We start from the raw sequence: 19,193 nt of genomic DNA, 5'->3' as shown, positions 1-19,193 counted from the left end.
TTCCCCACGCTGGTGCTGCCCTATCACAACATCATGTCCGATCCCGCAAAACCACCCCGCATCCTCTTCGTCTGCCTCGGAAACATCTGCCGCTCTCCGGCGGCGGAGGGTGTCGTCCAGCGCATGGCCGAGGGCCGGGCGCTGGAGCTCGACAGTGCGGGCACGGGGAACTGGCACGTGGGCGAGCCGCCTTATGGCCATATGCAACGGGCCGCGAAACAGCGCGGCTACGACCTGTCGTCGCTGCGCGCACGGCAGGTGAAGGTGCAGGATTTCAAGGACTTCGACCTGATCCTCGCCATGGACGAGAAGAACCTCGCGGATCTGCGCGCGCTCGATCCCGGCACCGGCGCGGCGCTGCGGCTCTTCATGGAGTACGCGCCCCAGACCGGCGTCACCGCGGTGCCCGATCCCTATTACACGCGCGACTTCGATGGCGCGCTGGATCTGATCGAAGCCGCCGCACGTGGGCTGCTCACGTCTCTCTGAGCGCGGCGCAACGGACCCCGGACATGAAAACGCCCCCGGGGCGGGGGCGTCGTCGGATCAGCTGCAGGTGCGCTCGGCGGCCTCGCCGAAGGTCTTGTAGCGCGACCAGAACTCGTTGTCGCGCGCGGTCGTGGACATGCGCACATCCTGCGCCCGCTGCGGTTCACGGAAGAACTTGGCCGCTTCGCGCTGATCGGTCCAGTTCAGGGTCTTGTTGGCGACCTTCTGGATGCAGCTGCACAGCCCCGACGACCGGGCGCCCCGGTCGGAGCTCATGCAGGCCCGGCTGATCGGACCGGCGTTTGCGGATGTAGCGACGTTGGCGAGGGTCATCGCCAGAACGGCGGCCCCCAGGATGGTCTTGTTCATTTTCTGCCTCTGCTCGACTGCGGCCCGGATGTTTTCCCCGGTCCCGCCCCACTTTAGGAACTGGTCGCTTCTTACCGTATTTCCAGTCTTTTTTCAACGCGCGGCGTGAAAATCTGACAGAATTGTCAGCAGGCCAAGCGCCCCACAATCGCTTGTGGGACGGCAGAGCGGACTCCTCAGCTTTTAGCGCAGGATCGGCGGCTTGTCGGGGTCAGAGCCGGGGGCGATGCGTTCCACCCGGGCGGGTGACTGGACCTCGGGCTCGGGCAGATCGACCTTCAGCCCACGCCGCAGCAGTGCCGCACCGACAGAGGATTCGGCCGCGAAGAAGCCCACATCCATCCAGCCCGCGTCGATGCCAGAGAAGGCGAGCGCCTCGCCCGCGGCCTTGGCCAGCGGCGCCTCGGCCCCGTCTTTCACGTCGATGAAGCCCAGCATGTGGCCGCGCGCACCGCTGTCATAGACGACCTCGGCCAGCACGGCGGAGACCGCAAGGCCCGCCGCCATCGCCAGCTTCACGTCGAGCCCCTGCAGCAGCACCTCGGGCAGCTTGCCCGGGGCATGGACCTCGGCGATCCGGGCCTCCATCTCGTCGGGCGCATGGCCCAGCGTCTCGGACAGCCAGCCGAGCGCCTCGGGTGGCAGCAGGATCGAGGAAGGCGCCACGCCGAGGTTCACCCCCAGACCGATCCCCTGCCCCGCAAGCGCCGCGGCGATCACCCGGCCCGACAACGCGACGTAGGGCACCGGCACCGGGCTGAAGGCCGAGAGCCGTTCCTCGCGGTCGAAGACCAGCGCCACCTGCTCACCCTCGCCGAGGTCGAAGATATGCGGGCTGACGGTTTCGGGCTTGGCCTCCTCGGTCAGCATCAGGAACAGCTCGTTGTCGGCCAGCCGCTCGTAGAATCGCAGCCGCGCGGCGTCGTCCTCGGGGGCGGCCTCCATCGCGGCATGGGCCTGATCCAGCGGGGTCAGCTCTGCCTCGGGTGTGTCTGTCATTGCAGCGCCTCCTGCACTTTCTGCCGCAGGACGGGCAGCAGCGCGTCCTCGAACCATGGGTTTCTGCGAAGCCAAGCCGTATTGCGCCACGACGGATGAGGCAAGGGCAGGACGTCCGGCAGATGGTCGCGCCAGCCCATGACACGCTCCGTCACCCCCATCCGCCCGCCAAGGTGCCAGCGATGCGCATGGCCCCCGATCAGCAGTTTCAGCCGGAGGCCCGGCAGCGCGGCCATGACCCTCTCGTGCCAAAGATCGGCACAGACCGGCGGCGGCGGCAGGTCCGATCCCTTGGCGTCATAGCCCGGGAAGCAGAAGGCCATCGGCACCACCGCCACCCGCGTCAGGTCATAGAAGGTGTCGCGGTCGATCCCCATCCAGTCCCGCAGCCGGTCGCCGGAGCGGTCGTCGAAGGGCCTGCCGCTTTCATGCACCCGCATCCCCGGCGCCTGTCCCGCCACCAGCAGCCGCGCCCCGGGCCGGAACCAGACCACCGGACGCGCCCGGTGGGCGGTACGCGTTGCGGCAAACCGCGCCGCACAGGCGCGGCAGGCGCGGATCTCCTCCACCAGCGGGGGCACGAGAGCAGGGCTGTCATCTGGCATGGCGTCAGGTTGCACCGGCGCGGCAGCAGGTCAAGCGCGGGCACCGGGCGCAAGGCCCCCGGCAACCTGCGCAAGAGCCCCCGGCCGGCGAAACAATCCCCGAGATGTCACAGGATTGCTGCGGTCTTTGGTTAACCAAGCCACAATTTCGCCGCGATAACTTGGCATACGGCACACTCCTGCCGCATAATAGGTGCCATGGGGCAGCCACAGCAGATCCTCGCCAAAGGGGACGCAGGGTAGAGCCGGAGCGTCGAATGCTCGAATTCGAGAACGTCAGCAAGTCCTTCTGGACAGGCAAACAGCGCAAGGTGATCCTCGACCAGGTCTCGTTCCGGGTCGAGCTTGGCCGTTCGCTCGGCATTCTGGCGCCCAACGGCACCGGCAAGACGACCCTGATCAACATGATGGCCGGGCTGGAGAAACCCGACGAGGGACATATCCACCGGATGTGCAAGATCTCCTTCCCCCTCGGCTTCATGGGCGGCGTCATCTCGCGCCACTCCGCCTTCGAGAACTCGCGCTACATCGCGCGGCTCTACGGGCTGGACCCGGATTACGTCGAGGCCTTCTGCCGCTGGATGTGCAACCTCGGCGATTACTTCGAGCAGCCGATCGGCACCTATTCGCAGGGCATGCGGGCGCGGTTCAGCTTTGCCCTGATGCTGGCGCTCGACTTTGACATGTACCTGATCGATGAGGGGATGCCCTCCTCCACCGACGTGGAGTTCAACCGCAAGGCCGGGGAAATCCTGCGCGAGCGGCTGGCGACGACCACCGTGGTCATCGTCTCGCACCAGCCGCAGGTCCTGCAGAAATTCGCCAGCGAGGCCGCTGTTCTCATGAACGGCCAATTGCATATGTTCGACACCTTGGAAGAAGCGAAGCAACTCTATGACTACGAAACCCAAGGCTAAGAAATTCCGTCTCCGCCGTGGCGAGATGTCCGAAGGCAGCGCCAAGCCCGGTGCCGCCGAGGCGCCCCAGATCCCGCCGATCGAGCCGGAGAGCACCGCAGAGGCCGTTGTGGAGACCCCTCCGGCCGGTGAGGCGAAACCCGCCTCGAACCGCCCCGCCTCTCCGGTGGAGCTGCGGGCCGCGCTGATGAAACGGGCCGAGACGGCGAAGGCGACGAAGACCCCGCCCGCCGCCGCAAAGGCGCCGCCCTCGGAACAGCCCGCCCCGCCGGCCGAGGCCAAGGCACCCGAGGCCCCGGCAGGGACGCCCCGCGCCGCCGTGCCTCCGCGCCCCGCGGCGCCCGCGACACCTGCGGCCCCCAGCCAGCCCGTCCGCCCGGCGACGGTGCAAGTGCGCCGTCTGACCCCGGCTCAGGCTCAGGCTCAGGCGCAAACGCCCCCCACACCGCAGGCCACCGCACAGGCTCCGGTCCAGCCCACGCGCCCCGCCGCGCAGGCCGCCCGTCCGCAGCCCGCCACCCCGGGAACGCAACCCGCCAAGCCCGCCGCCCGCCCGGCCACGCCGCCCCGGGATGGCGAGGTGACCTCGGCCCACGGGGTGAAGGTCGAGCAGGACATCGACACGATCCGCAAGGAAGGCCTCACCGGCCGCCAGCTGCGCATGGCCCGGCGCGTGGCCCAGAAGCATGGCCTCGCCGCGACCTCGGACTTCGACGCGGTGCGCCAGCTGCGCGCCCGCGGGATCGACCCGTTCTCGCGCACCAACATGCTGGACCTCGTGGTCAACAACGGCCAGCCGAAGGACGAACCCACCGAGCCGCGGGTGCAACTGCCCCAGACCGTCGAGGCCGGCAAGCAGGACGCCCAGTTCCTGCCCTCGACCGAGGTTGCTTCGCCCATGCAGCGCCGCATGCGCGAGATCGGCGAGATCCAGAAGGACATCGCCAAGCGCCGCCGCCGCCGGACGGCCCTGCTCTTCACCCGGCTCGCCTTCTTCGTCTTCGCGCCCACGATCCTCGCGGGCTGGTATTTCTACGGCGTCGCCACGCCGATGTATGCCGCCAAGTCCGAGTTCCTGATCCTTCAGGCCGACAACCAGGGTGGCGGCGGCCTCGGCGGGCTGCTCTCCGGCACCCAGTTCGCCACGAACCAGGACAGCATCGCGGTGCAATCCTACCTCCAGTCCAAGGACGCCATGGTCCGGCTGGACCGGGATGTCGGCTTCAAGAGCCACTTCAGCCAGCCCTGGATCGACCCGATCCAGCGCCTGAGCCCCGATCCCTCGAACGAGGAGGCCTACAAGGTCTACAAGAAGGACGTGAAGATCGGCTACGACCCGACCGAGGGCGTCATCCGCATGGAGGTGGTCGCCGCCGATCCCACCGTGGCCTCGCAATTCTCTGAAGCGCTGATCGGCTATGCCGAGGACCGCGTCGACGAACTCAGCCGCCGCAAGCGCGAGGACGGCATGGCCACCGCGCGCGAAAGCCTCGAACGGGCCAAGGCCGAACGCCGGGAGGCGCAGGAGGCGCTGGTCCAGTTGCAGGAAGGCTCTGTCGTGGACCCGGAGGGGATCATCGCGGGCCTGCGGGCGCAGATCAACAATATCGAGGTCCAGCTTCAGGAGAAGCAGCTGCAACTGCAGGCGCTGCTCGACAACGCGCGGCCGAACTCGGCCCGGGTCGAGGGCGCGCGCGGGGACGTGGACCGGCTGCAGGGCATGCTTGACGACCTCAACGCCAAGATGACCGACGCCACCACCGGCGACTCTTCGCTTGCCGAGAAAGCGGCGCGAATCCAGATGGCACAGGCGGATCTGGCCACCGCGGACCTGTTCCTGCAATCGGCGCTCCAGAACGAGAAGCAGACGGAACTGGAAGCGAACCGTCAGGTGCGCTACCTCACCACCAGCGTGCGTCCGGTCCCCCCGGAAGACCCCTCCTATCCGAGGGCGTTCGAAAACACCGTTCTGGCGTTTTTGATCTTTTCCGGGATTTACCTGATGATCTCGCTCACGGCATCGATTCTGAGGGAACAGGTATCCTCCTGATATGAAAACAGTAGAGATTGGCGCGCTCTCGGTGGGCAACGACGCCCCGCTGACAGTGATCGCGGGCCCCTGCCAGCTGGAAAGCGCAGACCACGCCCATATGATCGCAGGCACCATGAAGGACATCTGCGCGGCCCACGGCGCGCAGTTCATCTTCAAGGGCTCCTATGACAAGGCCAACCGCACCTCGCTTTCGGGCAAGCGCGGGCTTGGCATGGACAAGGGCCTCGAGGTCCTCGCGGGCGTGAAGGAAAAGTTCGGCGTCCCCGTCCTGACCGACATCCACAGCGAGGCGCAATGCGCCCCCGTGGCGTCGGTCGTGGACGTGATGCAGATCCCCGCCTTCCTCTGCCGCCAGACCGACCTGCTGCTCGCCGCGGGCGAAACCGGGGCCGCGATCAACGTCAAGAAGGGGCAGTTCCTCGCGCCGTGGGACATGCCCAACGTGGCGGCCAAGATCGCCTCCACCGGCAACGAACGCATCCTGCTGACCGAACGCGGCACCTCCTTCGGCTACAATACCCTCGTCGCCGACATGCGCGGCCTGCCCCAGATGGCGCAGACCGGCTACCCGGTGGTGATGGACGCGACGCATTCCGTTCAGCAGCCCGGCGGCAAGGGCGGCTCTTCCGGCGGACAGCGCGAATTCGCGCCCGTCATGGCGCGGGCTGCCGTTTCTCTGGGCATCGCCGCGGTTTTCATCGAGACCCACGAGGATCCCGACAACGCGCCGAGCGACGGGCCGAACATGATCCCGTTACATGAGATGGACAAACTCATCGCCAGCCTGATGGCCTTCGACCGTCTGGCCAAGGCGGATCCGATCCGTTTGTAAAAGAAAACATTGAAGCGAGACAGAAGTGACGAAACCCATTGCCGACGTGACGCCGAACACCTGGGAATTCCTGCGCGATCCGATGATCAAGCCGACGGGCTTCCGGGAATATGACGCCCGCTGGAAATACCCCGAAGAGATCAACCTGCCCGGCATGACCGCCCTTGGCCTCGGCCTCGGCACCCAGATGATCAAGCGCGGCGTCGCGCCGGTCATCGCGGTCGGAAACGACTACCGGGATTATTCCCTCGCGATCAAGAACGCCCTGATCCTCGGCCTCATGCAGGCCGGCATCAAGGTGAAGGACATCGGCCCCTGCATCACGCCGATGGCCTATTTCTCCTCGTTCCACCTCGGCGGCTGCGCCGTGGCCATGGTCACCGCCTCGCACAACCCGAACGGCTGGACCGGCGTGAAGATGGGCTTCGACATGCCCCTGACCCACGGCCCGGACGAGATGGGCGAGCTGAAAGACATCGTGCTGGAAGGCAAGGGCGAGGCCCGCGAGGGCGGCTCCTACGAATTCGTCGAAGGCGTCTGGGATGCCTATATGGACGACCTCGTCGGTGACTTCAAAATGACCCGCAAGCTGAAGGTCGTCTGCGCCACCGGCAACGGCACCGCCGCCGCCTATGCGCCGGCGCTCTTCGAACGCCTCGGCGTCGAGGTCGTCGAGAGCCACAACACGCTCGATTACACCTTCCCGAACTACAACCCGAACCCCGAGGCCATGGAGATGCTCCATGACATGGCCGACAGCGTGAAGGCCTCCGGTGCGGACTTTGCCCTCGGCTTCGACGGCGACGGCGACCGCTGCGGCGTGGTGGACGACGAGGGCGAGGAAATCTTCGCCGACAAGGTCGGTGTCATCATGGCCCGCGACCTCTCCAAGCTCTACCCCGGCTCGACCTTCGTGGCGGACGTGAAATCCACCGGCCTCTTCGCCTCCGACCCCGAGCTGAAGGCGAATGGCGTCAAGGCGGACTACTGGAAGACCGGCCACTCCCACATGAAGCGCCGCGTGCACGAGCTGGGTGCACTGGCGGGCTTCGAGAAGTCGGGCCACTACTTCATGGCCGAGCCGGTGGGCCGTGGCTATGACGACGGCATGCGCGTCGCGGTCGAGATCTGCAAACTGATGGACCGCAACCCCGACATGCAGATGTCGGACCTGCGCAAGGCCCTGCCCAAGACCTGGTCGACGCCGACCATGTCGCCCTATGCCGCGGATACCGAGAAATACGACATCCTCGAGCGCCTCGTGCAGAAACTCGTCGCCAAGGGTGAGGCCGGGGACAGCTTCGCCGGCCGCGCGATCAAGGAAGTGGTCACCGTGAACGGCGCCCGCGTCATCCTCGACAACGGCTCCTGGGGCCTTGTGCGGGCCTCCTCGAACACGCCGAACCTCGTCGTGGTCTGCGAAAGCTCGGAAAGCGAAGAGGAACTGCGCGCGATCTTCAAGGAGATCGACGACGTGATCCGCACCGAACCCGCCGTCGGCGATTACGATCAGACCTTCTGATCCCCGCCCCGACCCAGAAACGCAAAGGCCGCCCCCCGGGGCGGCCTTTTCCATTTTCAGCGCCTCCCCCCGATCCATTTTCTTGCCGAAAATATCCCGGGGGTGAATTGGCCGCAGGCCAAGAGGGGGCAGCGCCCCCTCCCCGCCCGCAGGGTCACAGGAACGTCAGCCCCAGGGCGATGATCGCGCCGGACAGGATCAGGTGCAGCGTGCAGAAGCCCATGATGTCCTTGGCCTTCAGCCCCGCGATGCCGAGGATCGGCAGCGCCCAGAAGGGCTGCACCATGTTGGTCCAGGCATCGCCCCAGGCCACGGCCATGGCCGCGCGCGCCGCATCGACGCCAAGCGCCTCGGCTGCGGGCAGGATCACCGGCGCCTGCACCGCCCATTGTCCGCCGCCCGAGGGGACGAAGAAGTTCACGATCCCCGCGCTGATGAAGGCGAAGAAGGGGAAGCTGCCCGGCGAGGCCAGCGAGACCAGCCATTCCGAGACCGAGGCCGCGAGGCCCGATTTCACCATGATCGCCATGATGCCCGCGTAGAACGGGAACTGGATCACGATGCCCGAGGCGCCCTTCACCCCTTCTTCCAGTGCGGCCAGCAGGTTGCGCGGGGTGCCGTGCAGGATGATCGCCACGATCAGGAAGAGGAAGTTCACGATGTTCAGCGTCAGGGTGCCGCCGCCGAGGAAGTACTGGATCAGGTAGGCCACGCCCGCGAGGCCGATCAGCCCGGTCAGGATCATCGAGTTCTGCAGCCGCTCGGCCGGGGTCATCACCTCGGGCTGTTTCACCTCTTTCTCCTCCAGCAGCGCCGGATCGACAAAGACGCTGTCCGCCTCGGAGGGCAGCATCATCCGGTTCACCAGCGGCACCACGATGAAGAGCGCCACGACGATGGCGAGGTTGAAGAAGGAGAAGATCGTCTGCGAGGTGCCGATCACGCCGATCTGCGCCTCGAAGGGATGGCCCGCCGTGGCGATCGCCAGCGGGACCGACCCCGCGAGGCCACCGTGCCAGACGATGAAGCCGGAATAGGCCGAGGCGATCAGCAGCCGGTAATCGACGCGCACCTGCTTGGCGATCTCCTTGGCAAAGAGCGCCCCCACCACGAGGCCGAAGCCCCAGTTGATCCAGCTCGCCGCCAGCGAGACGACGCTCACCAGCAGGATCGCACCGCCGGCGCTGCTGGTCAGCCCGGCCAGCTTGGCCAGCCCCTTCCGCACCAGCGGGGTGGAGGCCATCATGTAGCCGGTGACCAGCACCAGAACCATCTGCATGGCGAATTGCAGCAGGGCCCAGAAGCCGTCGCCCCACATGGTGGCCACGGCCATGGGCGAATGGCCCTCGAAGAGCATGGCCGCGGCCATGACGACGACGGTCAGGATGATGACGAAGATATAGGGATCCGGCAGGTACCGGTCCACGACCCGGACCATCGGCCGGGCGATGAAATTCAACATGGATAGCTCCTCTCGCGGACGAGGTCTCCTGCCTCGTCCCGGCCACCCTGAAGCATGCCTGTGTGGTGTAAAGTGCAACCTCGTCAATGCAGGTATGCAATGGTGCACAAAGGCCGGGCACTCTGGCCCGGCCTTGAGATTTCAAACCCTTACCCCCCTGAAATGGGGTAACACCCACGCCGTCGGGCGCGGTGTCAGGCACGCTGTCAGACGGGCAGAAGCCCGCGTCCCTTCAACAGCGCCTCGACCCCCGGCAGACGGCCGCGGAAGGCGATGTAGAGCGTGTCTGCCTCGACCGATCCGCCCTTGGAAAGGATGTTCTCCTGCAGCGCATGGGCCGTGGCCGCGTCGAAGGCGTCGCCTGCCTCCTCGAAGGCCTCGAAGGCGTCGGCGTCCATCACCTCGGACCACATGTAGCTGTAGTAACCCGACGAATAGCCGTCGCCCGAGAAGACATGGGCGAAATGCGGCGTCGCGTGGCGCATGACCACGGCGTGCGGCATGCCGATGCCTGCGAGGATCTCGGCCTGTTTGGCCATCGGATCGGCGGGCGGCGGGCCATCGTGGAACTCGAGGTCCACCAGCGCCGAGGCGACGTATTCCACGGTCTGGAAGCCCTGATCGTAGGTCGCAGCCTTCAGCACCTTCTCCAGCATGTCCTGCGGCATCGCCTCGCCGGTCTCGGCATGGGTGGCGAAGCGTTGCAGCACCTCCGGCACCTCCAGCCAGTGCTCGTAAAGCTGGCTGGGCAATTCGACGAAGTCCCGGGCGACCGAGGTGCCCGAATAGCGCTCCCAGCTCACGTCCGAGAGCAGCTGGTGCAGCGCATGGCCAAACTCGTGGAAGAGCGTGCGCGCATCGTCATAGGAGAGCAGCGCAGGCTCCCCTTCCGGCGGCGCGGCGAAGTTGCAGACGTTGATCACGATCGGCGTCTGCACGCGCGGCTTCTTGGCCTGGCTGCGCATCGCCGAACACCACGCGCCCGAACGTTTCGATCCGCGGGCGAAGTAGTCCCCGATGAAGACGCCCACATGTTCGCCGCCACGGGTCACTTCCCAAGCCCGGCAATCAGGATGGTAGAGCGGCAGGTCCAGCGGCCGGAAGTTCAGCTCGAAGAGCCGGTGCGCCGTGTCGAAAACCGCCTCGATCATCCGATCGAGCTGGAGGTAGGGCTTCAGCGCGGTCTCGTCGAGGTCATGCTCCTGCTTGCGCCGCTTCTCGGAGTAGAAGCGCCAGTCCCATGGCTCCAGCGCGCCGTTCACGCCGTCGTTCTTCATCATCTGGCCAAGAACCCATTCGTCGGCCTCGGCCTGCGACTTGGCGGGCTTCCAGACCTGCATCAGCAGGTCGCGCACATTCTGCGCATTGCCGGCCATCTCGGTTTCCAGCTTGTAGGCGGCGAAGTTCTCGTAGCCCAGAAGCTTGGCCCGCTCGTCCCGCAGGGCGAGGATCTCGGCCGCGATGGCACGGTTGTCCGTTGCCTCGGCCATCTCCCCGCGCGAGGTCCAGGCGCGCCACGCCTTTTCACGCAGGTCGCGGCGGGTGGAATACTGCAGGAAGGGCACGATCAGCGACCGCGACAGGGTGATCGCGGGGCCCGCGACGCCCTTCTCCTTGCCCGCAGCCCGGGCGGAGGAGATCACGAAATCCGGCAGCCCGGCGAGGTCGTCTTCGCTCAACTCCATGAACCAGCCGCGTTCGTCGGCCAGAAGGTTCTGGGTGAACTGCGTGCCCAGCACGGCGAGGCGGGATTTCACCTCCTTCAGCCGTTCGGCCTCGGTGCCCTCCAGCGCGGCCCCGGCGCGCACGAAATCGCGGTGCGTCAGCTCCAGCAGGCGGGCGTCATCGGCCTCCAGTTCGAGGCTCTCACGCGTGTCCCAGAGGGTCTGAATCCGCTGGAACAGCGCCTTGTTGGCATAGAATTCCGACGAATGCGCCGCCAGCTTGGGCGAGAACTCGCGTTGCAGCGCCTCGCGGGTCTCGTTGCTGTCGGCCCCCGCCACGGTGAAAAAGACCGACAGAACCTTGTCCAGCGCCTCGCCCGAGGCGGCGATGGCGGCCAGCGTGTTCTCGAAGGTCGGGGCCTCGTCGGAGGCGGCAATCGCGTCGATCTCGGCGCGGTTCTCGGCCAGCGCCGCATCAAGGGCGGGCGCGAAATCGTCATCGCTGATCTGGTCGAAGGGCGCGATGTCGAAAGGGGTGTCCCAGGTCGTGAGCAGTGGATTGGTCATGCTGTGCTCCTTTGCTCAAAAGTTAGTGTGATGTCGTGTGCTTCGCCAGCCCCCCGGTTCCGCAAACCGGGCAATGCGTCCGTGGCTTGAGGGTGATCTGGCGGGTCTCGTTCCAGAGCGCGTCATAGATCATCATCCGGCCGCGCAGGTCCTGCCCGGCGCGGGTGATCAGCTTGACCGTCTCCACCGCCATCATCGAGCCGACGACGCCGGGCAGCGGCCCCAGCACGCCCGCGATGGCACAGGCCGGCGCCAGTTCGGCGGGCGGTTCCTGTGGGACGATGCACTGGTAGCAGGGCGCGCCCTTGGCGGGGTCATAGGTGCTGACCTGGCCCTCCCATTGCGACAGCGCGCCCGAGACGAGCGGCTTGCCCTGCGCCACCGCCACGCGGTTGGCGAGGTAGCGGGTCGCGAAATTGTCGGTCCCGTCGAGGATCAGGTCATAGTCGGCAAAGAGATCGGCGGCGATCTCCTCGGTCAGGGCGCGGTTGTAGGGGCGTACCTCGATGAAGGGATTCAGCGCCTCCATGGCCCGCGCGGCGGACAGCGCCTTGGGCGTGCCGATGTCCGCGTCGCGGTGGATCACCTGCCGTTGCAGGTTGGTGCCCTCCACCACGTCGTTGTCGATCACCCCGATGCGGCCCACGCCCGCGGCGGCGAGGTAGAGCAGCGCGGGCGCCCCCAGCCCCCCGGCCCCGATCACCAGCACCCGGGCGTCCTTCAGGCGGCGCTGCCCGGTGCCGCCGATGTCACGCAGGATGATATGGCGGGAATAGCGGTCCAGCTCGCTGGCGCTGAACGGGCCCTGCTCGGGCGCCTCGGCGGCGGTTGCGGCATCCTTGGCGGCGACCTTTGCCCGCAGGCGGCGCAGGCCCTCGCGGTAGATCAGCACCACGGCGGCAATCGCGCCGAGGAACAGCCACGGCACTGCGCTGCCGCCGGTGGCGGCCCGCAGGACATGGCCTTCGGGAAGGGTCACATGGATCAGCAGCGTCACGGCATAGAGCCCCAGCGGCAGCGCCCACCGCAGCGCGGGCGGCAGGCGCAGCAGCGCCGCCAGTGCGTAGAGCAGGACGCAGAGGCCGAGGATCAGCGCCATCCGCCCTGCCTCAGCCCCGCCCGGTGGAGCCGAAGCCGCCCTCGCCCCGCACGGTCTCGCTCAGGGCCTCGTCGACCAGCGCGAAGGCCGCCTGCACCACGGGGGCCAGCACGGCCTGCGCGATGCGGTCGCCATGGGCGACAGTGAAGGGCTCCTGCCCCGCGTTCATCAGGATCACGCCGAGGGGGCCGCGATAGTCGCTGTCGATGGTGCCCGGCGTGTTCGGCAGGGTGATCCCGTGCTTCAGCGCAAGGCCGGAGCGCGGGCGGATCTGGATCTCGTAGCCCTCGGGGATCTCCAGCCGCAGGCCGGTGGGGATCAGGGCGCGCGCGCCCGGGGCCAGCGTGATGCCCGCCGCGCGGTCGGCCTCGGCCAGGTTGGCGCGCAGGTCGGCGCCCGCGGCGCCGGTCGTCTCGTAGGCGGGCAGCGGGATCGTGGCGTCGGCCTCGGGCAGGCGTTGCAGCTTCACGGGGATGGGGGCGGTCATTCGGTCTCCAGCGTCTCGGCGATGCGGGCGGCAAGGCGCGTGGCCACCGCCTCCTTGGTCATGCGGGGCCAGTCCTCGGCCCCTTGGTCGGTGATCAGGATCACGGCGTTCTCGGAACCGCCCATGATCCCAGTCTCGGGGCGCACGTCATTGGCGACGATCCAGTCGCAGCCCTTGCGCGCGCGCTTGGCGGTGGCATTGACCACCACGTCGTCGGTCTCGGCGGCAAAGCCCACCACCAGCGGCGGACGGCCCGGCCCCATCTGGCTGACGGTGGCGAGGATGTCGGGGTTCTCGGCGAACTCCAGCACCGGCAGCGCGCCGCCCGGCTGTTTCTTGATCTTGGACCCGCTGGCAGAGGCGACGCGCCAATCCGCCACCGCGGCGGCAAAGACGGCCGCCTCCACGGGCAGCGCGGCCTGCACCGCCTCCAGCATCTCGCGGGCGCTTTGCACCTTCACCACCTGCACACCCGCGGGCGAGGGCACGTCGGCAGGGCCGGTGACAAAGACCACCTCTGCGCCCAGCGCGGCCAAGGCCGCGGCAATCGCCGTGCCCTGCGCCCCGGAGGAGCGGTTGGCAATGTAGCGCACCGGGTCGATCGGCTCATGCGTGGGCCCGGAGGTGACGAGGATGCGACGGCCTTTCAGCGGCCCCTCGGCAAAGAAATCCTCAACGGCGGCAAGGATCTCGGGCACCTCGCTCATCCGGCCGGGGCCAAACTCGCCGCAGGCCATGGAGCCTTCGACCGGCCCGACAACCGCGATGCCGTCGCCCTTCAGCGTGGCAAGGTTGCGCTGCGTGGCCGGGTGGGTCCACATCCGCACGTTCATGGCGGGCACCACCATGACGGGCGTGTCGGTGGCCAGCAGCAGGGTCGAGGCAAGGTCATCCGCCCGCCCGGTCGCCATCCGCGCCATCAGGTCCGCCGTTGCCGGCACCACGAGGATCAGGTCGGCAGAGCGGGAGAGCTCGATATGCCCCATCTCCGCCTCGTCGGTCAGATCGAAGAGATCGCGATAGACCTTAGCCCCGGCCAGCGCCGAGACCGAGAGCGGCGTCACGAACTCCTCTGCCGCCTTGGTCAGCACCGGCGTGACGCTGGCGCCGCGTTCGCGCAGGCGGCGGATCAGGTCGAGCGACTTGTAGGCGGCGATACCGCCCGCGATGACCAGCAGGATGCGCTTGGATGTCAGCAAGGCTCGCCCCCTTTTCGACGGCCCCCCAACGGGCCGGATGCGGGCGGACGATAGGGGCAAGCCCCGGGAGAGACAAGCGACAAGCCTTGTCCGGCGCGGGGCGTCGCGGGGTCAGCGGCCCTGCCCCGGAGACGACAGAAACAACAAAGGCCCCCGAGGGGGCCTTCGGCTGCGGGACGGGATGTCCGCGCGATCAGTGCAGCAGATCGTGCGCCACGGTGCCGTTCTGTTCCAGCATCCGGCGCATCTTCTTGAAGGCCCCGGCCTCCAGCTGGCGCACCCGCTCCTTGCTGAGGCCCAGCTCGGTCCCAAGGCTTTCCAGCGTGCGGGGATCGTCGCGCAGCTTGCGTTCGCGCACGATCAGCTGTTCGCGCGGATTGAGGTCCGACATGGCCTGCGCCAGCCAGCCGCGCAGCAGGCCACGGTCGTGATCCTCTGCCACGCTTTCGGCCGCCTGCACGCCGTCGTCTTCCAGCGTCTCGATCCACTCGCGGCCCTCGTCATCGGCCGACTGGGTCGCGTTCAGCGAGAAGTCAGAGCCTGACAGGCGGCCCTCCATCATCTCCACGTCGCGCAGCGGCACGCCCACTTCGGTGGCGATCATGTGGCGCATCTGGTGGCCGTCCAGCGTTTCACCGCGCGATTGCGCCTCGCGCTCCAGACGGGCCTGTACCCGTCGCATGTTGAAGAACAGCGACTTCTGGGACGAGGTCGAGCCGGTCCGCACCATGGACCAGTTCCGCATCACAAAGTCCTGGATCGAGGCCTTGATCCACCACACGGCGTAGGTCGAGAAACGCACGCCGCGATCCGGGTCGAACTTGTCGGCGGCCTTCATCAGGCCAAGCCCCGCTTCCTGGATCAGGTCGTTCATCGAGGCACCATATCGGCGGTACTTCGAGGCCATCGAGATGGCCAGTCGCATGTAGGCGGTCACGAGGCGATGCAATGCCGCTTCGTCCCGCCGGTCCCTCCAGGCGCGCGCCAGTTCCAGCTCGGTCTCCGCATCCAGAAGTTCGGCCTTCATGGCACGGCGTGACAGGGACAGGTCGTTCGGATTATCCAGCGGCATGGCACCCCCCGGTGTCTTGGACGCATGGAGCGCCCTTTGATTTGTGCTACACCTGCGGAACGCACGAGACGGCGGTTTGGTTCACCAAAGAATGGAAAATATGAGCAATTTTTTTCTGCTGGTGATCGGTGGCGCGGCGTCGGGCAAGTCCGCTTACGCCGAAAACGCCATAAAAAACACGGGCAAACCGTTGACTTATATCGCCACGGCCCAGATCTGGGATGACGAAATGCGCGAGAAGATTTCCGCCCATGCCGAACGCCGGGGCGCCGCATGGGATCTGTGCGAGGCGCCCTTCGACCTTGCCGCGGCGCTGCGCGCCCTGCCCGCCGACCGCGCGGTGCTGGTGGATTGCGCGACGCTCTGGCTGACCAACCACATGCTGGCCGAACACGATCTGGCCGCCGAGGAAGACGCGCTGATCGACGCGCTCGTCACCTGCCCGGCGCAGGTCTGCGTGGTCTCCAACGAGGTGGGCCAAGGGATCGTGCCGGACAATGCCCTCGCCCGCCGCTTCCGCGAGGCACAGGGGCGGCTCAACATCCGGCTGGCGCAGGCGGCGGAAACGGTGGTTCAGGTCACCGTGGGCCTGCCGCGCGTGCTGAAGGGGGCGCCATGCGACGGCTGATCTGGGTCCGCCACGGCCCCACCCATGCCCGCGGCATGGTCGGCTGGACCGACCTGCCCGCCGATCTGTCGGATACCGCGCGCATTGCCCGGCTCTCCCAATGGCTGCCCGGCGAGGCCCGCATCGTCTCCTCCGACCTGACCCGCGCCGTCACCACCGCCGATGTCCTTCAGGGGGATCGCGCCCGCCTGCCCCATGATCCCGCCCTGCGGGAAATGCACTTCGGCGACTGGGAGATGCGCCGCGCGGGCGAGCTGATGGAAAGCCACCCCGACCTGTCCCGCGCCTTCTGGACCGATCCCGGCAGCGCCTGCCCGCCCGGGGGCGAAAGCTGGCAGGCGCTGACCGCGCGGGTCTGCCGCGCCGTCGATGCCCTTCTCGCCACGCCCGGCGATCTCGTCATCGTCGCCCATATGGGCGCGATCCTGTGCCATGTCGCCCATGCCACTGGCCTGCCCGCGCGCGAGGCCATCAGCCACAGCGTCGATCCGCTCTCGGCGACCGAATTGCGCCAGACCTCCGCCGGGTGGGAGTTGGTGCGGATCAATCACGCCCCCTGACCCGGGATCGGCCACAAGGGGCCCCGGCCTGCAGCCGCAGTCCCCGTGACGCGCGCCGCCCTATCCATCACGCTCCGTGATGCGACGCCCCACGAAAGACCGCTTTTGCGGCGCTGCAGCAAAAGCTAGCCTTCCGGATATTCCACAGGGATCATTCCACAGGGAGTTTCCGATGACCTACGAGCTTTTCATCGCCGATCGCGCCTTCTCCAGCTGGTCCCTCAGGGGCTGGCTGATGTTCGTGAAATTCGGCCTGCCCGTCACCTCGCGGATGATCGGCCTCTACTCCGGCACCATGGCGCAGGACCTCGCCGAGGCCGGCCTCGCCCCTGCCCGCCTCGTCCCCGTGATGCGCAGCCCCGAGGGCATCGTGCTGGGCGAAACCCTCGCCATGGCCGAGATGCTGGCCGAACGTCACCCCGAGGCCGGTCTCTGGCCCGAAGACCCCGCCGCCCGCGCCCTTGCCCGCTGGCTGGTGGCCGAGATGCACGCCGGGTTCACCGCCCTGCGCAACGAATGCCCCTGCCAGTTGCTCTATCAATACAAGGGCTTCGAGGTCTCCCCGGCCGTGCAGAAGGACCTCGACCGCCTGCAGGAGCTCTGGTCGCTGGCGCGCAGTCAATATGGCGCCGAGGGCCCGTGGCTCTTCGGCCGCTACTCGCTGGCCGATGTCTTCTATGCCCCGGTCGCGGCGCGGATCGCGGGCTATGCCCTGCCCGTGGGCGAGGAGGCCGCCGCCTATGTCCGCCTCACGCTGGAGGAAGAGAAGTTCCGCCAGTGGCGCTCGCTCGGCCTGACCGTCACCTACGATCCCGTGCCCTATGCCAAGCCGCTGCCCACCGGCCCCTGGCCCGGGCCCGCGCCGATCCCCGCCCGGGCCGTCGGCAGCGGCCCCTCGATCAACGAGACCTGCCCCTATTCCGGCGACCCGGTCACCGATTTCGCCGAGATCGACGGCAAGGTCATCGGCTTCTGCAACCCCACCTGCCGCGACAAGACGGTGAACGACCCCGCCGCATGGCCCGCGACCATGGCCTTGCTCGGCTGAAGCGTTAACGATTAACCAACCTTTTCGGCCCTCCCCTGCCCCGACAGCAGGGGAGGCGCCGGAATGGCGGTGACGGCCTACAGCGTGGCCTTCGACGGGATCGAGGCCCGGCTGGTCGAGGTGCAATGCGCCCTGACGCCGGGGCTGCCGGGCTTTGCCCTCGTCGGCCTGCCCGACAAGGCCGTCTCCGAGGCACGCGACCGGGTGCGCACCGCGCTGCAGGCAATGCGGATTGCCCTGCCGACCAAGCGGATCACCGTGAACCTCTCGCCCGCCTCGTTGCCGAAGGAGGGCAGCCATTTCGACCTGCCCATCGCGCTTGCCTTGCTGGCGGCCATCGGCATCCTCCCCCCCGACATGCTGGAAACCCACGTAGCGCTTGGCGAACTCACCCTCGACGGCACCCTCGTCGCGGTGCCCGGCGCCCTACCCGCGGCCCTCGCCGCCGCCGAGGAGGACCGCGCCCTGCTCTGCCCCGCCGCCTGCGGCGCCGAGGCGGCATGGAGCGCGGGCACGCGGATCATCGCCGCGCCCGATCTGCCTGCCCTCGTGCGTCACCTCACCGGTCAGCAGGAACTGCCCGCCGCCCGCCCGGGCGAGGTAACCGCCCCCGCCAGCTTCCGCGACCTGCGCGATGTGAAGGGGCAGGAACGGGCCAAGCGCGCGCTGGAGATCACCGCCGCCGGACGCCATCACCTCTTTCTCTCCGGCCCGCCCGGCTCAGGCAAATCCATGCTCGCCGCCCGGCTGCCCGGCCTGCTGCCCGACCTCTCCCCGCAGGAGGCCCTGGAGACCTCGATGATCCAGTCCATCGCCGGCGCACTGCCCGAAGGAGGCCTCTCCCGCCAGCGCCCGTTCCGCAACCCGCATCACACCGCCACCATGGCCGCCGTCATCGGCGGCGGGCGCGGGTCGAAACCGGGGGAAGTCTCGCTCGCCCACAACGGGGTGCTCTTCCTCGACGAATTGCCCGAGTTCGGGCGTGCGGTCCTCGACACCCTGCGCCAGCCGGTCGAAACCGGCGAGGTCATGGTCAGCCGTGCCGCCGCCCACGTGCGCTATCCCTGCCGCTTCCTGCTGGTAGCCGCCGCAAACCCCTGCCGCTGCGGGCACATGGCCGATCCGGAACGGGCCTGCGCCCGGGTGCCGGACTGCGGGCGCGACTACCTCGGCAAGGTCTCCGGCCCGTTGATGGACCGGTTCGACCTGCGGGTCGAGGTGCCCCCGGTCGCCGTTCATGACCTCGACCTGCCCCCCGCCGCAGAAGGCTCCGCCGAGGTCGCCGCCCGCGTCACCGCCGCCCGCGCCCGGCAGGCAGAAAGGTTCGCCGCCCACCCGGAACTGCGCCAGAATGCCGACGCCGAGGGGCAGGTGCTGGAGGAGATCGCCACCCCCGATCCCGAGGGCAAGGCCCTGCTCCTGCGCGCGTCGGAGCGGTTCCGCCTCACGGCGCGGGGCTATCACCGCGTCCTGCGCGTGGCGCGCACCATCGCCGACCTCGCGGAGGAGCCCGATGTCCGCGCCCCTCATGTCGCCGAAGCGCTCAGCTTCCGGCTGGCGACGGAGGCCCCGGAATAGACCTGAGCGGGGTGCCGGGGTGCCTGGAAATGGCTGGCGCGGA

The 19,193-nt window shown here is 68.0% G+C and carries 18 protein-coding genes; 9 read left to right on the top strand and 9 right to left on the bottom strand.

Annotated features, from left to right (window positions below):
* Positions 1–33 precede the first annotated feature (33 nt).
* The gene (locus tag LCM32_RS03640; RefSeq protein ID WP_224819685.1) at positions 34–489 is read left to right on the top strand and encodes a low molecular weight protein-tyrosine-phosphatase; all 456 of its coding nucleotides are present in this window, start codon (positions 34–36) and stop codon (positions 487–489) included.
* 57 nt (positions 490–546) lie between these two features.
* On the opposite strand, the gene LCM32_RS03635 is transcribed toward LCM32_RS03640, so the two are convergent.
* The 3 genes from LCM32_RS03635 to LCM32_RS03625 form a co-directional block, all read right to left on the bottom strand.
* Positions 547–858, bottom strand: coding sequence for a hypothetical protein (locus tag LCM32_RS03635; protein ID WP_224819684.1), 312 nt, complete (start codon positions 856–858; stop codon positions 547–549).
* 183 nt (positions 859–1,041) lie between these two features.
* On the bottom strand, positions 1,042–1,857 hold the full coding sequence (locus LCM32_RS03630) for an SseB family protein (RefSeq protein WP_224819683.1): 816 nt from the start codon (positions 1,855–1,857) through the stop codon (positions 1,042–1,044).
* Positions 1,854–2,462, bottom strand: a complete 609-nt coding sequence (locus LCM32_RS03625; protein WP_224819682.1) for a uracil-DNA glycosylase family protein — start codon at positions 2,460–2,462, stop codon at positions 1,854–1,856. Before LCM32_RS03625 ends, LCM32_RS03630 begins: the two co-directional genes overlap by 4 nt.
* A 257-nt stretch (positions 2,463–2,719) precedes the next feature.
* Here LCM32_RS03625 and LCM32_RS03620 point away from each other — a divergent pair, with 257 nt between their 5' ends.
* From LCM32_RS03620 to LCM32_RS03605, 4 genes are read left to right on the top strand one after another with little or no spacing between them, the layout of a single operon-like run.
* Positions 2,720–3,379, top strand: coding sequence for an ABC transporter ATP-binding protein (locus LCM32_RS03620; protein WP_224819681.1), 660 nt, complete (start codon positions 2,720–2,722; stop codon positions 3,377–3,379).
* Entirely contained in the window at positions 3,357–5,429 is a 2,073-nt protein-coding gene (locus LCM32_RS03615; protein ID WP_224819680.1) for a capsule biosynthesis protein, read from the top strand. Before LCM32_RS03620 ends, LCM32_RS03615 begins: the two co-directional genes overlap by 23 nt.
* Before the next feature lies 1 nt (position 5,430).
* Complete coding sequence (gene kdsA, locus LCM32_RS03610; RefSeq protein ID WP_224819679.1) at positions 5,431–6,264, top strand: 3-deoxy-8-phosphooctulonate synthase; 834 nt, start codon at positions 5,431–5,433, stop codon at positions 6,262–6,264.
* Between the two features lie 25 nt (positions 6,265–6,289).
* Positions 6,290–7,786 carry a phosphomannomutase/phosphoglucomutase gene (locus tag LCM32_RS03605; protein ID WP_224819678.1) on the top strand — a complete coding sequence of 499 codons (1,497 nt, stop codon included), beginning with the start codon at positions 6,290–6,292 and terminating at the stop codon, positions 7,784–7,786.
* 154 nt (positions 7,787–7,940) lie between these two features.
* On the opposite strand, the gene LCM32_RS03600 is transcribed toward LCM32_RS03605, so the two are convergent.
* The 6 genes from LCM32_RS03600 to LCM32_RS03575 all read right to left on the bottom strand — a co-directional run bounded on the left by LCM32_RS03600 (position 7,941) and on the right by LCM32_RS03575 (position 15,336).
* Positions 7,941–9,248: a short-chain fatty acid transporter gene (locus tag LCM32_RS03600; protein WP_224819677.1), complete on the bottom strand. Its 1,308-nt coding sequence runs from the start codon at positions 9,246–9,248 to the stop codon at positions 7,941–7,943.
* 206 nt (positions 9,249–9,454) lie between these two features.
* Positions 9,455–11,479: a M3 family metallopeptidase gene (locus LCM32_RS03595; protein ID WP_224819676.1), complete on the bottom strand. Its 2,025-nt coding sequence runs from the start codon at positions 11,477–11,479 to the stop codon at positions 9,455–9,457.
* A 22-nt stretch (positions 11,480–11,501) separates the two neighbouring features.
* Positions 11,502–12,578, bottom strand: coding sequence for a HesA/MoeB/ThiF family protein (locus LCM32_RS03590; RefSeq protein ID WP_224819675.1), 1,077 nt, complete (start codon positions 12,576–12,578; stop codon positions 11,502–11,504).
* A gap of 10 nt (positions 12,579–12,588) precedes the next feature.
* Complete coding sequence (gene dut, locus LCM32_RS03585; protein WP_224819674.1) at positions 12,589–13,065, bottom strand: dUTP diphosphatase; 477 nt, start codon at positions 13,063–13,065, stop codon at positions 12,589–12,591.
* Positions 13,062–14,264, bottom strand: coding sequence for a bifunctional phosphopantothenoylcysteine decarboxylase/phosphopantothenate--cysteine ligase CoaBC (gene coaBC, locus LCM32_RS03580; RefSeq protein WP_224819673.1), 1,203 nt, complete (start codon positions 14,262–14,264; stop codon positions 13,062–13,064). The genes dut and coaBC overlap by 4 nt, the downstream gene beginning before the upstream one ends.
* A 193-nt stretch (positions 14,265–14,457) precedes the next feature.
* Positions 14,458–15,336 carry an RNA polymerase factor sigma-32 gene (locus LCM32_RS03575; RefSeq protein WP_224819672.1) on the bottom strand — a complete coding sequence of 293 codons (879 nt, stop codon included), beginning with the start codon at positions 15,334–15,336 and terminating at the stop codon, positions 14,458–14,460.
* A gap of 100 nt (positions 15,337–15,436) precedes the next feature.
* On the opposite strand from LCM32_RS03575, the gene cobU reads away from it, so the two are divergent.
* From cobU to LCM32_RS03555, 4 genes are all read left to right on the top strand, one after another.
* Positions 15,437–15,964, top strand: coding sequence for a bifunctional adenosylcobinamide kinase/adenosylcobinamide-phosphate guanylyltransferase (gene cobU, locus LCM32_RS03570; RefSeq protein ID WP_224819671.1), 528 nt, complete (start codon positions 15,437–15,439; stop codon positions 15,962–15,964).
* Positions 15,952–16,524, top strand: a complete 573-nt coding sequence (locus LCM32_RS03565; RefSeq protein ID WP_224819670.1) for a histidine phosphatase family protein — start codon at positions 15,952–15,954, stop codon at positions 16,522–16,524. The genes cobU and LCM32_RS03565 overlap by 13 nt, the downstream gene beginning before the upstream one ends.
* Before the next feature lie 172 nt (positions 16,525–16,696).
* Entirely contained in the window at positions 16,697–17,572 is an 876-nt protein-coding gene (locus tag LCM32_RS03560) for a glutathione S-transferase (protein ID WP_224819669.1), read from the top strand.
* Positions 17,573–17,635: 63 nt separating this feature from the next.
* Positions 17,636–19,150 (top strand): YifB family Mg chelatase-like AAA ATPase, encoded by a 1,515-nt coding sequence (locus tag LCM32_RS03555; protein ID WP_224819668.1) that lies wholly within the window; start codon positions 17,636–17,638, stop codon positions 19,148–19,150.
* Positions 19,151–19,193 lie beyond the last annotated feature (43 nt).

This window comes from Pseudooceanicola nanhaiensis (genome assembly GCF_020171315.1).
Classification (GTDB): Bacteria; Pseudomonadota; Alphaproteobacteria; order Rhodobacterales; family Rhodobacteraceae; genus Pseudooceanicola; species Pseudooceanicola nanhaiensis_A.
The sequence above is the reverse complement of the archived record's forward strand: the minus strand, read 5'-3'. Positions and strand labels throughout refer to the sequence as shown.

Excerpts from the sequence above, each read along its gene's own strand:
- LCM32_RS03640 (WP_224819685.1), top strand. The coding sequence starts at position 34 with ATGTCCGATCCCGCAAAACCACCCCGCATCCTCTTCGTCTGCCTCGGA.
- LCM32_RS03635 (WP_224819684.1), bottom strand. The coding sequence starts at position 858 with ATGAACAAGACCATCCTGGGGGCCGCCGTTCTGGCGATGACCCTCGCC.
- LCM32_RS03630 (WP_224819683.1), bottom strand. The coding sequence starts at position 1,857 with ATGACAGACACACCCGAGGCAGAGCTGACCCCGCTGGATCAGGCCCAT.
- LCM32_RS03625 (WP_224819682.1), bottom strand. The coding sequence starts at position 2,462 with ATGCCAGATGACAGCCCTGCTCTCGTGCCCCCGCTGGTGGAGGAGATC.
- LCM32_RS03620 (WP_224819681.1), top strand. The coding sequence starts at position 2,720 with ATGCTCGAATTCGAGAACGTCAGCAAGTCCTTCTGGACAGGCAAACAG.
- LCM32_RS03615 (WP_224819680.1), top strand. The coding sequence starts at position 3,357 with ATGACTACGAAACCCAAGGCTAAGAAATTCCGTCTCCGCCGTGGCGAG.
- kdsA (WP_224819679.1), top strand. The coding sequence starts at position 5,431 with ATGAAAACAGTAGAGATTGGCGCGCTCTCGGTGGGCAACGACGCCCCG.
- LCM32_RS03600 (WP_224819677.1), bottom strand. The coding sequence starts at position 9,248 with ATGTTGAATTTCATCGCCCGGCCGATGGTCCGGGTCGTGGACCGGTAC.
- LCM32_RS03595 (WP_224819676.1), bottom strand. The coding sequence starts at position 11,479 with ATGACCAATCCACTGCTCACGACCTGGGACACCCCTTTCGACATCGCG.
- LCM32_RS03590 (WP_224819675.1), bottom strand. The coding sequence starts at position 12,578 with ATGGCGCTGATCCTCGGCCTCTGCGTCCTGCTCTACGCACTGGCGGCG.
- dut (WP_224819674.1), bottom strand. The coding sequence starts at position 13,065 with ATGACCGCCCCCATCCCCGTGAAGCTGCAACGCCTGCCCGAGGCCGAC.
- LCM32_RS03575 (WP_224819672.1), bottom strand. The coding sequence starts at position 15,336 with ATGCCGCTGGATAATCCGAACGACCTGTCCCTGTCACGCCGTGCCATG.
- cobU (WP_224819671.1), top strand. The coding sequence starts at position 15,437 with ATGAGCAATTTTTTTCTGCTGGTGATCGGTGGCGCGGCGTCGGGCAAG.
- LCM32_RS03565 (WP_224819670.1), top strand. The coding sequence starts at position 15,952 with ATGCGACGGCTGATCTGGGTCCGCCACGGCCCCACCCATGCCCGCGGC.
- LCM32_RS03560 (WP_224819669.1), top strand. The coding sequence starts at position 16,697 with ATGACCTACGAGCTTTTCATCGCCGATCGCGCCTTCTCCAGCTGGTCC.
- LCM32_RS03555 (WP_224819668.1), top strand. The coding sequence starts at position 17,636 with ATGGCGGTGACGGCCTACAGCGTGGCCTTCGACGGGATCGAGGCCCGG.